Origin of the sequence: Paenibacillus sp. 8b26, assembly GCF_050626875.1 — a bacterium.
GTDB lineage: Bacteria > Bacillota > Bacilli > Paenibacillales > Paenibacillaceae > Paenibacillus.
Window position 1 is genome coordinate 3325112 of sequence record NZ_CP192445.1, and the last position, 15909, is coordinate 3341020.

General features: G+C 43.1%; 13 protein-coding genes. All 13 read left to right on the forward strand.

The window, feature by feature from the left end; all coding sequences use genetic code 11:
• Positions 1-216: 216 nt before the first annotated feature.
• The 13 genes from ACQ4MX_RS15290 to ACQ4MX_RS15350 all read left to right on the forward strand — a co-directional run bounded on the left by ACQ4MX_RS15290 (position 217) and on the right by ACQ4MX_RS15350 (position 15895).
• Positions 217-1182 (forward strand): alpha/beta hydrolase, encoded by a 966-nt coding sequence (locus ACQ4MX_RS15290; protein ID WP_431091345.1) that lies wholly within the window; start codon positions 217-219, stop codon positions 1180-1182.
• Between the two features lie 80 nt (positions 1183-1262).
• Positions 1263-2216, forward strand: coding sequence for an alpha/beta hydrolase (locus ACQ4MX_RS15295; RefSeq protein WP_431085720.1), 954 nt, complete (start codon positions 1263-1265; stop codon positions 2214-2216).
• Positions 2217-2603: 387 nt separating this feature from the next.
• On the forward strand, positions 2604-3179 hold the full coding sequence (locus ACQ4MX_RS15300) for a TetR/AcrR family transcriptional regulator (RefSeq protein ID WP_431085721.1): 576 nt from the start codon (positions 2604-2606) through the stop codon (positions 3177-3179).
• A gap of 337 nt (positions 3180-3516) precedes the next feature.
• Positions 3517-4368, forward strand: a complete 852-nt coding sequence (locus tag ACQ4MX_RS15305) for an SDR family oxidoreductase (protein WP_431085722.1) — start codon at positions 3517-3519, stop codon at positions 4366-4368.
• A 53-nt stretch (positions 4369-4421) separates the two neighbouring features.
• Positions 4422-5513: an FAD-dependent monooxygenase gene (locus tag ACQ4MX_RS15310; protein WP_431085723.1), complete on the forward strand. Its 1092-nt coding sequence runs from the start codon at positions 4422-4424 to the stop codon at positions 5511-5513.
• A 117-nt stretch (positions 5514-5630) separates the two neighbouring features.
• Complete coding sequence (locus ACQ4MX_RS15315; protein ID WP_013312741.1) at positions 5631-5954, forward strand: putative quinol monooxygenase; 324 nt, start codon at positions 5631-5633, stop codon at positions 5952-5954.
• A 94-nt stretch (positions 5955-6048) separates the two neighbouring features.
• A complete protein-coding gene (gene csaA, locus ACQ4MX_RS15320) occupies positions 6049-6381 on the forward strand; it encodes a chaperone CsaA (RefSeq protein WP_025720754.1) in 333 nt (110 codons plus the stop codon).
• Between the two features lie 426 nt (positions 6382-6807).
• Complete coding sequence (locus ACQ4MX_RS15325) at positions 6808-8592, forward strand: M3 family oligoendopeptidase (protein WP_431085724.1); 1785 nt, start codon at positions 6808-6810, stop codon at positions 8590-8592.
• Between the two features lie 239 nt (positions 8593-8831).
• Complete coding sequence (locus ACQ4MX_RS15330; protein WP_431085725.1) at positions 8832-11948, forward strand: DEAD/DEAH box helicase; 3117 nt, start codon at positions 8832-8834, stop codon at positions 11946-11948.
• A 154-nt stretch (positions 11949-12102) separates the two neighbouring features.
• The gene (locus ACQ4MX_RS15335; RefSeq protein ID WP_431085727.1) at positions 12103-12495 is read left to right on the forward strand and encodes a helix-turn-helix transcriptional regulator; all 393 of its coding nucleotides are present in this window, start codon (positions 12103-12105) and stop codon (positions 12493-12495) included.
• Positions 12496-12661: 166 nt separating this feature from the next.
• The gene (locus ACQ4MX_RS15340; protein WP_431085728.1) at positions 12662-14401 is read left to right on the forward strand and encodes an ABC-F family ATP-binding cassette domain-containing protein; all 1740 of its coding nucleotides are present in this window, start codon (positions 12662-12664) and stop codon (positions 14399-14401) included.
• Positions 14402-14526: 125 nt separating this feature from the next.
• A complete protein-coding gene (locus ACQ4MX_RS15345; protein WP_431091346.1) occupies positions 14527-14751 on the forward strand; it encodes a transposase in 225 nt (74 codons plus the stop codon).
• A gap of 544 nt (positions 14752-15295) precedes the next feature.
• A complete protein-coding gene (locus tag ACQ4MX_RS15350; protein WP_431085729.1) occupies positions 15296-15895 on the forward strand; it encodes a MerR family transcriptional regulator in 600 nt (199 codons plus the stop codon).
• The last annotated feature ends 14 nt before the right edge of the window (positions 15896-15909 follow it).

Sequence of the window (15909 nt, forward strand, 5' to 3'; positions counted from 1 at the left end):
GGAAACAATCAAGAGAAGATCACGGCATATTTAAACAGTGATATCAAGTTCAAGGTCAATGGCGCGGAATATGCTCCTAAGGATGCGAGCGGCAACAAAGTTTTGCCGATCAGCTATAAGAACTCGACTTATCTTCCGGTTCGCACCCTAGCGGATGCTCTACACGTTTCGACCGTCTACGACGCTCAGAACAAGCAGATTTCGATCGGTTCCACGGTGTCGGAAAATAACACCACCACTTCTAATAATAAAGTCGTGCTTGAACCGGCAGCTCAGAAGTTTGTCGAGGATACTGCCAACCCTCCTTATTTGTTCGATCTCGGCCCAGTAGAGGGAAGGAAAGCCGTGGATCAAGTACAATCAGGTGACGTGGAAATGCCAGACGTTGATCTTCAGCATTTGACGATTCCAGGCGGACCAAAAGGCAGCGTGTCACTTACAATTGTTCGTCCGAAGGGAGTAACGAAAGACCTGCCGGTTATATTGTACACCCACGGAGCAGGTTGGGTATTTGGAGACGAGCTGACACATTCGCGTCTCATTCGTGAGCTAGCCGTCGGTTCCAACTCAGCTGTGGTCTTTACGAATTACGATCTCTCTCCGGAAGCAAAATATCCGGTTGCTATCGAGGAGATTTACACAGCGCTATTATGGGTGGCCAAAGATGGAAGTAATAATGGACTGAATTCACAGAGAATCACAGTAGCTGGAGATAGTGTGGGGGGCAATATGACGGCGGCGGTTACATTGATGGCTAAAGACCGTAAAGGCCCAAAAATTAGCAAGCAGCTTCTTTTCTACCCCGTTACCGATGCCAATTTCGACACGGCCTCCTATCAACAGTTCGCTACGGGCTATTTCCTGCGTCGTGATGGTATGCAATGGTTCTGGGATCAGTATACGACAGATCCGAAACAAAGGAACGAAATCTATGCTTCGCCGCTTCGTGCAACGATTGATCAGTTAAAGGGATTGCCGGAAACACTTGTAATCACTGGTGAGGCGGATGTCCTGCGAGATGAAGGCGAAGCCTATGCAAACAAGCTCAGAGAAGCAGGTGTCCCTGTAACGGCCGTACGCTTTCAAGGCATTATTCATGACTTTGTGATGTTGAATGCATTAAAGGATACAAATGCTGCACGCGGAGCAATGCTGTTGGCCAATTCTTGGCTGTCACAATAATAGAATCGAATTTTTTACCTATAATGATTTTGCAAAATTTAATTGTCTAAAACCAATATGATATGAGGAGAATGTTGAAAATGACCCAAAAGAATATTCTTGAGTTCGCCGCACAACAATTTGTTGAGGATACTGCGAATCCGCCCTACTTATTCCATCTTGAACCTGAGCAGGGGAGAGCTACGGTAGACGAAGTTCAATCGGGAGATACCAAGAAAAAAGATGTAGACATTGAGGATCTCAACATCCCAGGCGGACCAAGCGGTCAAGTGTCCGTTCGGATCCTGCGTCCGAAGAACACGGCTGGCCAACTGCTTAAAACGGTTTTGTACATACATGGTGCAGGATGGGTGTTCGGTAATGCCCATACCCACGACCGGTTGATTCGCGAGCTAGCAGTCAGAAGCGGATCCGCCATCGTATTTCCTAATTACAGCTTGTCTCCCGAAGTCAAATACCCGACAGCTCTTGAAGAGATCTATGCTACGCTGCAATGGATCGCTTCCTCCGGCAAGGCTCATGGCCTGGATTCGGATCATATCTCCATCGGTGGCGATAGCGTTGGCGGCAACATGACTGCGGCAATCACGTTGATTGCTAAGGAAAGAAAGGGACCTGCGATTAAACGACAGCTGCTGTTCTATCCGGTTACGGATGGGGGAATGGATACGGACTCGTATCATGAATTCGCCGAAGGATACTTCCTTCGCCGTGACGGGATGGCTTGGTTCTGGGAACAGTACATCAACAAACCGGAAGAGTTAAATGAAATCTATACTTCTCCTCTGAGAGCTTCCATCGACCAGCTTCGCGATCTTCCCCCAGCTCTCATCATTACGGCGGAAGCCGACGTTCTTCGAGATGAAGGTGAGGCCTATGGGAATAAGCTTCGGGAGGCTGGTGTGGAGGTCACAACGGTGCGTTATCAAGGAATCATTCATGATTTCGTCATGTTGAATGCTTTGGCGGATACGTTGGCCGCCCGCGGTGCGACTGCATTAGCCAGCGCTTGGCTGAAAGATGGATTTCAATAATGGATCAGGGAGAGAAAGATATTCTCTGCTATCTGAGATGATTAACCCAACATAGAATGCCAAAAACCGGGACGCCTTATCTGGCGAATCCCGGTTTTTGAGTTGCTTAAATTGTCATTTAATTAATTGGGTACCTTTAAAATTCGCCGTTAGACCCGTTAAGCTGAACCTTATCATAAGTAGGGCGAACTATATTATTGCGATTTCACTACTAGGTTTGGCTCTGCCAAACCTAAAATACCCACAACAGTAGCTCCATCTCTTCTGTACAATGAGGAAGTTAATCTGAAAAAAATGCTCAGTACCTTTTTTGGCTACAGGGATCATGGTCGCAGGCGTACAACCTTCGTCATGGACATACGCATATAGCACTGCTATAATGGACGCATGAACACATATGACAAAATATTGGCAGCTGCTCTTAAGGTACTCGAAGAGGAGGGCGGAGCCCAATTTTCGACGCGAGCCGTAACTGCGATCGCGCAGGTTACGGCTCCTACACTCTACCACCATTTTGGAAATGCCGATGGACTTCTAAGTGCAGCTATAGTGGAAGCATTCAAACAGTTATTTGAAAGCAAGATTGCCGCAGTGGAGTCCACCATTCCAGAGATGGCTCTTCGTCAAGGATGGGATGACTATGTCCGCTTCGCGGCAGCCCGTCCTCGGATTTATGCGGCGATGATGGGGCGGTTGCTCGAGGGCGCCCATATCGAGGCGGCAGATCATTCGTACCAAGCACTAGTGCAAAATATTCAGGGAGTTGCCGCCGAAGGCAAACTGGCTGTGTCAGCCCAGGCTGCGGCAGATCTGGTCTGGGCTTCCGCCAATACGGCCTCTTGGCTCTATGTGACGGCCCAGATCCGTAAGGCACCCCCACCCCAACCCGACGTCGTTGATCTCATTCGGGAAAGCGTAATGCAGATCATTTTGATCCAAAGGCCGGACGCCGATTTAAAATGAGGGATTCGATGACAGAGCCTGGAGACTCCAGGCAAAGCCCCAATTTAGAAGACGCATAAGAAAGATCGCCTATCCAACCTGGACCTCCAGAGGATGGCGATCTTTTTATGTTTGGAGGATGCGAGCATTAGTTCGCTTGGATTTGTGTTGTGTGATAAGTGAAATGTAGTACGCCGAGTGCATCACGCAACGCCCGTTAAAACGATGTTCAGACCGCAGGGCAACACTTTAGAAAATATATAGCACCGCTATATACAACTTTGTATAGCGGCGCTATAATACCTGTATAGCGGTGCTATACCGTGATCCATATCTTATCAAACCTAGGAGGGTTACTATGTCATTCAAAACTCAAGAACTGGTCGTCGTGACAGGTACGTCCAGCGGCATCGGTAGGGCTACCGCGGAGCAGCTCGCCGCTGAAGGATTTCACGTTTTGGCGGGGGTTCGTCGTCAGGAAGACGCCGACAAAATCAAACGCAAAAATATCGAGCCGGTGATCGTCGATGTTACCAATATCGACACACTAAAGGCGCTGGCCGAACGGGTGGAGAAAGATCCGCTTGGTCGCCCTTTGCGGGCAGTGGTTAACAATGCCGGCATCGCCGTTAATGCGCCTCTCGAGATGGTTCCGCTTGATGAATTGCGCCGCCAGATCGAAGTCAGCGTGATCGGACAGGTCGCGGTTATTCAGGCACTCACCCCGGCGTTATTGAACAGCGGCGGACGCGTGGTCAATATCGGCTCCGTTGGCGGCAAGGTCTCCATGCCCGGATTCGGAATTTACTCGGCTGCGAAGTATGCGATGGAAGCGATCAATGACAGTCTTCGCAGGGAGATGTCCTCGTTTGGATTGAAGGTTATCATGATCACTCCGGGTGGCGTCAGCACTGGCCTGTCGGAGCACGGGATTACGACAGCGGAGCGGCTAGCCAAGTTGATGACGCCGGACCAGCACCGACGCCATGATCGTCTTTTTGACGCCGTGAAGGCTCAGGCTGAAACGTGGGCAACGGACGGTATCCGCCCTGAGAAAGTGGCAACAGTGATTTCACGCGCAATCCACGAAAGAAAGCCACGCACCCGCTATACGGTCGGTCGCGATTCGGCACTGCTGACCCGACTGGTCCGCATTCTCCCAGACAAACTCCTCGACCGGATGCTCCGCAGCCAGATGAAGCTGCAGTAACGGGCAGTTTCACGAATCCTCTTGGACAGAAAGCTAAAATGGGGGAATGAAATATGCCACAAAACAAGTTTGAACATGCCATTATTGTAGGTGGATCTTTAGGTGGTCTAATGATGGGGCTTGCGTTATCTCGTTCTGGTTATACAGTTACCATTCTTGAACGTGCAGATTCATCATTAAGAAATGGTGCTTTTATTCGTTTACACACAAAGCCTTATAGTAATAGTGAAATTGAACGAGAATTAAGACACTTGGCATCCAATGGTAACAACAATGTTGAAGCCTGGTCAGCCATTCAAGAACGTTTGCGCAATGCGGTTGCTAAAGAACCTGGTATTACCCTTCAGCACAATACACGAATTGTTAGTGTTGGGCAAAATGAATCATCTGCTTGGGCTACCAGTGATGAGGAGCAGACGTTTAAAGGTGACTTTTTGATTGGCGCAGATGGATATCGCAGTATTGTCCGCCGCTATTTAAACCCTGACAAACCATTTGCAGATTATGCTGGCTATCTGGTGTGGGTAGGGAAGGTGGACGAAGAACTGCTGCCAAAGAAAGACTGGAAAAAACGGAAACTTTCGAGCGCTTATTTCAACAATAGTGCTGCCGGTACACTGACAACTGCGGTGATGCCAGGTATAGAGGGGGGAACCAATCCTGGCCAGCGATGGATAGGTTTTTGCTGGTTTGATCATTCGCATAATCAATTGCTGTCTGAGTTAGGGGTGTTAAAGGACGGGGTTGCCCAGCATTCCTTATACGGTGGAGATATTCCGGATTCGCTACTGGAAGAACTATCACAAACCAGCCAAGCAAATTGGAATAAAGAAGATGATGCAATTTTGCAAACCGCGATTAAGGACCGCAGTTTAATCGGGGCACCTGTTAATGAATACATCCCTAATATATTGTCAAAAGGAAGAATAGCCATGATCGGCGATGCAGCTCATACCATGTCACCAATGACTGGCGCAGGCTTTAATGACTCACTTGATGATACGGTTGCCATTATGGACGCCATTAAACATTATCCGAATTCTATAAAAGATGCTTTGGATGAATACCAAACGCGTCGTTTAGATGTGGTTCGTCAAGATGTTCTTGGGGGCCAAGGCTTTAATCGTTCTTTTGGACGATTATAACAGCATTAAACTAAGCTATTGATACATTGGAATTTCAAGCATAAACGGGGAATTTGCCCATTTGAGAAAACGGTAAAGCAAAAAATACGAAGTATTTATAAATTAGGAGGAATTAGCATGAACGATACAAAGAACCGTTACGTTACTGTACTCTGGGAGGCGAGAGCTAAGGCAGGGAGAGAAGCCGAGATGAAGGCATTCATGACTGCTGCTGTCACCCCGTCGCGCAACGACCTGGGCAACATTGACTACGAAGCTCACGAGGTAGAAGGCCAGCCTGGCACATTCATCATCTACGAGCGCTGGGAAAACCGGGATGCCCTCGATCGGCACCTGAGCGCCCCCCGGATGCAGGAACTGGTGCCCCAGCTCTTAGAACTGATGGAGGGATCCATTGAGGAAGGGATTCGACTCCTGCAGCCGTTCCGCCCAGCGCAGTAAAACGCAACACCGAGCGGAACTCATTAAGTTCTGCCGGAAAGCGTGAGAGATATTTTCGTGAGCGGTTAAAGACTTTAGTGGAGGAGGCAAAACGTTGGCAACGATCGATGATTTTGCAGCACTAGATATTCGTGTCGGAACGATTAAGGAAGCGGAGTTTTTTGAAGAAGCAAAGATCCCTGCGATAAAGCTTAAGATTGATTTTGGACCGGAGATCGGGATGAAATCCTCAAGCGCACAAATAACTAAGCGGTATAAGGCTGAAGAATTGGTAGGGAAGCAAATTATAGCGATCGTTAATTTTCCTCCTCGGCGTATTGCAGGATTCAAATCGGAGGTATTAGTTTTGGGAGGCGTTCCGGAAAAAGGAGATGTCATTCTATTGAAGCCGGATATTGAAATACCCAATGGTACTCCTATTGCGTAAGCTATTGCAGTAAGCTTGAACAGAAAAGAGGATGTACGCTTACGAATTCTCGGATTGGGGCCGCCGACCAAGTGCGCTGAATGCGACGAGAATGCGGAGTACCTGATGGTCTGACCATCACCGCATAGGGGTATGAATAAGATAAAATGAGACGAGTCCTGCGGATGCGAGGCTTTTTGGTGTGAGTGAAGAAGAAGATTGGTCAGCGACTTATCATATATTAGGGAATAAGTGGGCGTGTTATACTTGACATTAACTTTGCTTAACATAGTACCGGAAGAGGTGGAAACATGTAAGTCTTAGCCGCAGAATACAATATTCGAATTATCCCAATAAAATATAACGCAGCCTGCTATACGTCCGATATGGCCGGTTGCCGGGATACGTATAGCATTGCTTGTGTTTACGATAAGGAGATTAACGGCGATGAACTTAACATGGGACTTGGAGAGTCTGTATTCCTCATTCCAGTCGGAGAAATATCAAAAGGATTATAAACATGCAGCAGAGCTTGCAGATGAACTTGGTGCGAGGGCAAAGCTTCATTTACACACTCAAGAGAAGGCTGCGATTCTAACGGAAGATTTTCTTAGGCAATATAATGCATTCAGGAGCGTGTATCTGTGCTTATTCAGCTATGCAGAATTGGTATTCAGCATTGACAACAGGAATACAGAAGCTGCAAATCAGATGGATGTATTGGAAGAAATGGCCGCGGGTTCCGAAGAAGCTTTAGCAAGTTTCAGCAAATGGCTGGCAAGCATGAGTGGGGAAGAGCTTGATACTATTATTGGCTCGGGTGAGTATGTGGGTCAGCATGCTTTTTATTTGCGTCAGCTACAGCAGCAGTCAAGGTATTTGCTCAGTGAAGAAGCTGAGGCAGTCATTGCCCGGATGCAGCTTACCGGCGCCAAAGCGTGGGAGAGGCTGTACATGAAGATACAGTCTACCTTGCGTGTAGAGGTGGAGATGAAAGGGGCAACGCATCAGCTGTCTTTGACGGAGCTGCGCAATCTGGTGTACGACCATGATTCTCAGGTTAGGCAGGCGGCATATGAAGCGGAAGCCAAGGCTTGCCGCAGTGTTGCCGAACAGAGTGCAGCTTGTCTTAATGCGGTGTGTGGAGAGGCGATAGGAATCTATGAGCTAAGAGGGTACAAATCGCCGCTGTATAAAGTACTGGAGACCTCGCGTATGGATCAGGAGACGCTGGAAGCAATGCTGCAAGCGATTAAGGAGAGCCTGCCTGCCTTTCATCAGTATTATCTTCACAAAGCAAAGCTTCTGGGCCACGCAGGACCGCTCCCTTTCCATGATATCTTTGCTCCGGTTGGCGAGGATTCTTCCGTCAAAATTAGCTACCCGGAGGCACAAGAGCTTATTGTTGCCGGGTTTAACTCGTTCAGTACAGAACTGGGTGCGTTCGCCCGCAAGGTGTTCATCTCCAGATGGATCGATGCGGAGTCACGGGCAGGAAAAGGGAACTTTGGCATGTGCATTGATATCGCACCAATCCAAGAGAGCCGGATTATAACCAGCTTCACCGGGAGCTATATGGATGTTGGTGTACTGGCGCATGAGATTGGCCATGCCTACCATAGCAGCTGTCTTGCCGGAAAGACTATGGTCAATATAGATTATCCGATTCCGATTGCCGAGACGGCGTCGATCTTTTGTGAGGGTCTGATTAATCAAGAGTTACTGCTGAGTGCATCGGAAGGAGAAGTCTTGCCGATCCTGGAGCGGAGCCTCTCGGATGCCGGTTATTATATCGTTGATTTCTATGCCCGTTATCTGTTTGAAAGCCAGCTTTATGAGCATAGGAAATCAGGCTCGCTAACGGTGGAAGAACTGAACAGCCTGATGCAGGATGCCATGTCTGCGGCCTATGGAAGCAGTATTGACCCCGATTCTATTCATTCCTACCAGTGGGTTAGCAAGGCTGGTTATTATATGACAGGCAATGAGTTTCTGAATTTCCCGTATTCGTTTGGGCTGTTGTTCTCTAAAGGGCTATTCGCGCAGTATAAGAAACGTGAAGGCGGATTCGCCGAGCAATTTCAAGCCTTCCTGGCCGCCAGCAGCACCACCATGGTTGCAGATGCCGGGCAGTTAATGGGTATTGATGTGCGTTCACCAGAGTTCTGGAGAGATGCGCTGGCCTTGATTGGGGAAGATATTCAGCGCTTCGTTGGGCGTTCTGAAAAATAATAACAACAGGAAATGACAAGCATTTAGTAAATCTGCACATGCACAATGTCATTAAGATTAACTCAAAGACAGAGCTGGAATAAGAATGGAATACAATACACTGTTAAAAGCAGTGAAATCTTATATAATTGAATGGTACATTGGTAAGCTCTCTAAGTTGGGGAGCTTTTCTTTTTGTCTTTAGATGACAGGGTGAGAGCTTTATAATAGTAATTACAGATGATAATGGGGGGAGACTCATGAATAAACGGCAAGATATTTTAAATGCTTGGATTACGATCGAGCAGTTATCCGAAGGTTCTATTAATAAAAAAGACAAATCGCTAAAGCTCATACATACAATGGAAGAGGATTGGAATCAGTTTTTTTCAGACTTTTTAATGAAGCAAAAAGAACAACAAGATGTATCAGATAAGTTCTTTAAGAAATCGGGCTTAGTATTATATTTCGATATTTTCGATTTTCAAGAAGTTGTTGAACTAATGAGGGAGAAATACAAGATTGCTAAAACCTATGAGGAAGTTAGTAAATCTGACAAATTCACCTTCTCTATCTATTTTGATAACGAATTGAATTTTCTAGCAGACAAATTGTTTTATACAATGAGTGGTTATATCCGCCAACATGGTGAATTACCGAAAGATTTTTTGAAAGTTGAAAACGTATTTAGAGAAGATTTGAACAGCAAATTTGAAGAAGGTTTTCATACCACCATCTCTGAGCTTTTTCATAAATATCATATTTCCGCAGAGAATTTCCGCTATGCATTTGTGAAAAACCTGGATAACGGAGATGTAAATCTACATTCGTTCTTTATTGAAGATCTGAACAAAGCAAAGACAATCACTAATAAAAATTTGGATCGATATTTTAATGGCTTTTCGGGACATAGGCACAATCTGGATGGCAATAAAGAGTCCGTTCATTTTAACCCCCGAATTTTCGAGACAACTATTTTACAACCTAAGTTCTATCCGCTCGGGCGGTTCCCAAGTAATCCTGGTTTCGCGCTTTCATTTATGCAGCAGGTTGCGGTGAATCTAGCTTTAAATGATAAAAATGATATTCGTAGTGTCAATGGCCCGCCAGGAACAGGGAAAACAACACTGTTAAAAGATATTTTTGCTGATTTAGTCGTACAACAGGCAGCGGAAATTGTGCAGCTTTCTGATAAAAGGATTAAAGGGAGTCTGGTTTATTGGAAAGACTTTAAGCTTGGTGTTTTACCACATTCCATTTCAGATAAAAACATTGTTGTTGCAAGTTCAAACAATGGGGCGGTCCAAAATATTGTTAAGGAGTTACCAAAGAAAGAAACGATTGCGGGCGATTTTCAAAAGCTACTAGATGAAGCAGATTATTTTAAAGAGGTTTCCAATTCTAAATTAACCTGTGAAGGTTTTGGACAGAATCGCGAGATTAAAAGTGAGTTTTTACATGAGGAAAATTGGGGTGTGTTCTCGTTAGAGGGCGGCGCGTCAACAAACATGAACAAGTTACTTTTAACCATTGAAGCAATCGAAAAAGATTTAGAGGATCATGATCAAGCGAATACAGGTGAAAGTGTATATCAAGAATTCTCCCGTCTGTATGCTGAATTAAAAATCGAAAGAGATAAAATGCAAGACTATAGCGAGAAAATGTATGCTCTTCGAAAATTAAAAACCAAGCATAAAGAGCAAATGTTTGCATTTGAACAAGAAGAAAAAAAGAAACGAACAAATTTAATCTCACAGGAAGAAGAAGCGAGACGTGAACTAGAAAGACTGGGACAAGAAATTGAAAATCTCCAAGAGGATTGGTCAAATGCTTCTGTTGAGATAGAAAACCTAATTGATCTACAAGCTCAAGCTAAAAGGAATTATGACGTAGTTACTTCTCAAAAGCCAAGTTTTTTGTGGCTTCAGAAAATATTTAATAAGGCAAAAGTTGAGCAGTACTTCAAAGATCTGAATAATGCGAATGATCATTTAAATGATCTATCTAAACAAAAAACGAAATGGTTAAATGACCGTAGGCGACTCGAAAATAGGTTAAGGGAAAATGTTGCGAAAAGTGAGTATGTTCAAAAACAAGCTCAGGACACAAGAGCTAACTTCGATCGATGGATGATCAAACAACAAAATGGTTTTAAAAAAGTGGAACGAGAAATTGTATTGTTAGAAAAACTCAAGTATCAAAGTGGCATTAAGGAACCAGATTTTTCACAATCGTATGATGAGCTGCAAAAGTCTAATCCATGTTTTACAGTGAAATTCCGTAAATTACAATCAGAGCTATTTATTTCAGCTTTAAAAGTTAGAAAGCAATTCCTGTATGAAAACAGAAGGAATTTAAAAGCCGCGAGAAATATTTGGAATAGGCAGTCTGAATACTTGGGAAAAGAGAATGGACAGCAGCTAATTTCAGAATCATGGAATTGGTTGAATTTCACGATCCCCGTTGTCAGCACTACTTTTGCTAGTTTTGGTCGAATGTTTAAAAATCTTAATGAAGATTCAATAGGTAATCTGTTTATAGACGAGGCGGGTCAAGCACTGCCACAAGCTAGTGTTGGTGCCATTTTTAGAAGTAAAAAGGTTATGGTCGTTGGGGATCCATCACAAATAAAACCTGTAATGACGCTAGGTTCAAATGTTTTAACCTTAATTGGAAGACACTATGAAGTCGATGAGAAATTTGTTTCAGCTGATGCGTCTACTCAAACCATTGTGGATGCCACAAGTCAGTATGGTTTCCAAAAAAATGAGGATGAATGGATTGGCATACCCCTTTGGGTACACAGACGCTCGAACTATCCGATGTTTACGATTTCAAATGAAATTTCGTATGAGGGGTTGATGGTACAAGGTAAATCAGCAGATGAGGCACAAGGGAAATCACAATGGTATGATTCAACCGGTAAAGCAAATGACAAATTTGTTAAGGAACAAGCTGACTTATTGAAAAGAATGATTGATAAACGTTTGCAGGAAGATCCGGATTTAGCGGATGAAATCTATGTGATCACCCCCTTTAGAAATGTGGCTTATAAACTTGCACAAGTTTTAGATGGAATTAACTTCACGAAACGAGAAAATGGGAAAACAACGAATATTGGAACTGTTCATACTTTTCAAGGGAAAGAGGCCAAAATTGTCTACTTTGTTCTTGGAGCTGACTCTGATAGCAGTGGGGCGGCAAGATGGGCTGTCTCTGACCCAAATATGATGAATGTTGCAGCTACACGAGCTAAAGAAGAATTTTATGTTATTGGCGATAAGAAATTGTATGCCTCACTCGGTAGTGAAGTGGCAAATAAAACTATTTCAATTATTGATGACTATAACAATGATGAGGTCTGGAATGATGCTTAGGCTAAGTTCTCCAAGTAGGAGGGCTTTTCTTTTCGCCTTCGAGATGTTACGGTGAACCGTATCATAAGTAACGGCAAGTTTTTATTGTACAACTCGAATCAAGTATGCAAAAATCGCCGGTGATATGATCAAAAGGAAAGGAGGGAGGACTCCTATGTGTGAATGGAATGAAATGGAACATCTGGGCTATTCACCTTATTATTGTTCCAGACAGTTCAATCAATTAACCGGGATGACATTGCGGGATTACATCTGGACTCGAAGGATCAGCTGTGCCGCCTTCGAGCTCCGCGACACGGATCAGCGGGTTCTGGATGTTGCCGTAAAGTATGGATTCTCATCACAAGAGACGTTTACACGAGCATTCAACAAGGCTTTTCAGCTCACCCCTGCAGCCTACCAAAAAGCTCCCCGACCTATTCCGTTGGCTATTCGTCAGGAGGTATTCTCGCCTTATCATTATTTGATCAAGGAGCGAGATAAGACGAATAAGGTACATTTACAACTGGCAGAGATCAAAGTCGAGTTCATTCCTGCACTTTTATGAGGACAGTTGAGGAGGTAGCATGGAACTTTGACCCCCAAGGGATGGGCTACACATGGATTGAACTTGGTGGTAAACAGTGTTACTCTAACAACGGTAAACTCAAAATCTATGTTCTGCAATACCTCTAATAATAGTCACCATTTTAGTTATAAAGAAAGGTAACACTATGATAAAAGTTGATAACTTATCCTTCTCATTTCCGCAAAAAGAACTATATAAAAGCATTTCATTTACGTTTGAAGAGGCACAACATTGCGCTTTTATAGGAACAAGCGGCAGTGGGAAAAGTACACTGATAGATATACTGATGGATCCGGAAAGATATTTGTTCGATGGCAAGTTAGAGATAGACCCGACTTGCAAAATGGGGTATGTAAGTCAGTTCTCACAAGTAGACACAACTAAAGAAACAACCGTTTTTGAATATATAGGAGAAGAATTTATTAAGATACAAAATGAAATAACAGCTATTTGTACTGAAATGGAAACATCATCGGAAATTGACTCGTTACTAGAAAAGTATCAATTAGCTTTAGACGCATTTGATTCAATGGGTGGGGATGATTTTGAAAGCAACATTAATAAGAAACTAAATCTAGCAAACCTCATGAAGCTAAAAGATCTTAGGGTATCCGACCTGAGTGGTGGGGAATTCAAACTTATTCAAGTGATGAAGGAAATGCTTAGTAGTCCAGACTTAATGATTATGGACGAACCAGATGTATTTTTAGACTTTGAAAACCTAAATGCGCTTAAAAATCTTATTAATTCCCACAAGGGAATGCTGCTAGTTGTTACGCACAACCGATATCTATTGAATCATTGTTTTAACAAAATTATACACCTTGAAAATACGGAGATCCAAGAGTTCGATGGGCGATATATTGATTATAACTTCTCATTACTTCAGACTAAAATTGAGTTACAAGAACTCACAATCGCTGAAGATGAAGAAATTGAGAGAAACGAGAACATAATCAATAATCTTAGAGCTATCGCAACTTATAATGCAGAAGCATCTAGAGGTAGAGCGTTAAAAGCTAGAGTTAAGTTTCAAGAAAGATTGGAAGCGCGTAGAATTAAAGCGCCATTTGTTGATATTAAGCAACCGAATATTAGTTTTGGTATTGATAATGAAATTGAAGACACCATTGTTGTAAATGTCAATAATTATAGTGTTGCCTTTGATGAGTTGCTTTTAGACAATGTTAACTTTGAGATAAAATCTACAGATAAAGTAGCCATTATCGGTTCAAACGGTACCGGGAAAACAACTTTACTCCGAGAAATCTTTAAAAATAATCATGATTCAATTGAAATAAATGCTGATGTTAAAGTGGCTTATTTATCTCAGCTTCAAGGCGAAATGCTAAAGGATTCTAATACAATACTAGAAGAATTCATCGATGCTGGGTTTAAAACTTATGATGAGATAAGATCGTATATTTCAAACTATGGCTTTGAAGGAGAAATCGTTAATCAAAAGATAGAATCTTTATCTGGTGGAGAAAAAAATATGCTTCAATTGGCTAAAGTTTCTGCCAGTAAAGCAAATGTATTGCTTCTTGATGAACCGACAAGCCATTTAGACACCTATACACAAATAGCACTGGAGAAAGCGATTGAAGACTATAAAGGTGCGATTCTCATGATTTCTCATGATTTCTATTCTGTTGTAAATGGTATGGATTATGTTTTAATCATTGACGATAAGACGATTAGAAAAATGAGTATGCGAAAATTTAGACAGATGATTTATGCTAGTCATTTTGATAGAGACTATTTAGAAACTGAACAAAATAAAAAATCAGTTGAAATGAAAATAGAATTGGCTTTAAAAGATACTGATTTTGAACTTGCAAAAGTATTGGTTGATGAGCTAGAAGAGCTGATTAAGTTGCTTTAAATTACAACTCTCTGATTGAAATGATTACAAGAAAGTGAAGTTAGTTACAGCGAATAGGGCTAAAGTGAATTAGTCCGAGTTCACCAGCATGGATCAGGCGCAAAAGGGGGCAAAGCAAGCAAGCGATCGGACGTTCCCGAGGTGGATTAAGCACGAAAATTCATGCGGTAGTTGACGCGTTAGGAAATCCACTGCGCTTCGACTTGACCGGAGGCGAAGCGCATGACTGCGTCCAAGGTTTCAACATCCTTAAAAACATGAAACTGACCCGGAAGCAAGTCCTAGCCGACCGAGCGTATGATACGAATGCCATTCGGACCTTTTTGAAGGAACAACAGGCCTACCGGTGATTCCCGGAAAGAAAAATCGCCGAATGACCCTAAATTATGATCGGGATGTCTACAAAGAGCGCCATTTGGTGAAATGCTTCTTTAATAAAGTAGAGAATTATCGTCGTTTGGCGACTCGTTATGATAAATTAGTGTGTACTTTCAATTCTTTTTTGGCCTTGGCATCCATTATGGATGCACTTATAATAGGAACTTCCCCATCCCTCCAAAGTTATTTGTTCGTGATCATAAGGTAATTCAAGATAACTACAAGGTATATACAGCGGTGTTTGTTGTTAAATATATGATCGATGACAAAACATATTGGATTCCCCGAGGACTGGTATAATTTATTAAAGGTATAGAGCGCATCCATATTTGGGGCGCTTTTATTTTATTTCATTGTTAAACAAAAATTCGCCGTTAGAGTGATACGCTGAACCGTACCACAAGTAGTGGCAAGTTTTTCAATACAGAATGAGAATACCTATTGACTTTACGTGAACGTAAAAGTGTAGGATGTATTTGTGAAGGGCCTCACAAAGACTGTTGAAGGGAGCAAACCATGAGTTTAACTCAGCTGAGGAAAATTAGTGACGTCACATTACAATACGGGGTTTCGAGCCGGACACTTCGATATTATGAGGAGATCGGACTAATGGAAAGCACTAGGGAATCCAATACCTCAAAACGTTTCTATACTCCAGAGATGCTCAGAAAGCTCGAGATGATTCTTTTGTTAAAGCAATTGCAATTCTCCATTAAAGAGATTCACGCGATATTAAAAACAGATGACATGCTGATGACGATTGAAGTATTTGCTCAAAAGCTTAGGTGTGTAAAGAACGATATTGTTAATATGATGACCCTGAAAAAACAACTTGAAAGGATTTTGGGCTTCCTACGTCAGAAAGGATTTTCAAAGGAAGAGATGATTCAGCACCTATTGGATGATCCCGAGAAACTGAAATTAGGCGTTGAACTCATTGTTAATGTAAATCAGGGAAATCATAACAAGGAGGAGATATCGGTTATGAACCAAAGTCCTACAAAGCTCCAAGATCATGAGGTTCGTTTTCTTGAACTGAAGCCTATGAAGGTGGCGTATTATCATACTACGATCAATCAACCAGAGGATGAAGCGTGGAATGTTCTGTATGCATGAGTAAAGGAAAGAGG

What these genes read in the sequence shown, in the direction of transcription:
- ACQ4MX_RS15295 (WP_431085720.1), top strand. Translation starts at nt 1,263, where the DNA reads ATGACCCAAAAGAATATTCTTGAGTTCGCCGCACAACAATTTGTTGAG.
- ACQ4MX_RS15300 (WP_431085721.1), top strand. Translation starts at nt 2,604, where the DNA reads ATGAACACATATGACAAAATATTGGCAGCTGCTCTTAAGGTACTCGAA.
- ACQ4MX_RS15305 (WP_431085722.1), top strand. Translation starts at nt 3,517, where the DNA reads ATGTCATTCAAAACTCAAGAACTGGTCGTCGTGACAGGTACGTCCAGC.
- ACQ4MX_RS15310 (WP_431085723.1), top strand. Translation starts at nt 4,422, where the DNA reads ATGCCACAAAACAAGTTTGAACATGCCATTATTGTAGGTGGATCTTTA.
- ACQ4MX_RS15315 (WP_013312741.1), top strand. Translation starts at nt 5,631, where the DNA reads ATGAACGATACAAAGAACCGTTACGTTACTGTACTCTGGGAGGCGAGA.
- ACQ4MX_RS15325 (WP_431085724.1), top strand. Translation starts at nt 6,808, where the DNA reads ATGAACTTAACATGGGACTTGGAGAGTCTGTATTCCTCATTCCAGTCG.
- ACQ4MX_RS15330 (WP_431085725.1), top strand. Translation starts at nt 8,832, where the DNA reads ATGAATAAACGGCAAGATATTTTAAATGCTTGGATTACGATCGAGCAG.
- ACQ4MX_RS15335 (WP_431085727.1), top strand. Translation starts at nt 12,103, where the DNA reads ATGTGTGAATGGAATGAAATGGAACATCTGGGCTATTCACCTTATTAT.
- ACQ4MX_RS15340 (WP_431085728.1), top strand. Translation starts at nt 12,662, where the DNA reads ATGATAAAAGTTGATAACTTATCCTTCTCATTTCCGCAAAAAGAACTA.
- ACQ4MX_RS15350 (WP_431085729.1), top strand. Translation starts at nt 15,296, where the DNA reads ATGAGTTTAACTCAGCTGAGGAAAATTAGTGACGTCACATTACAATAC.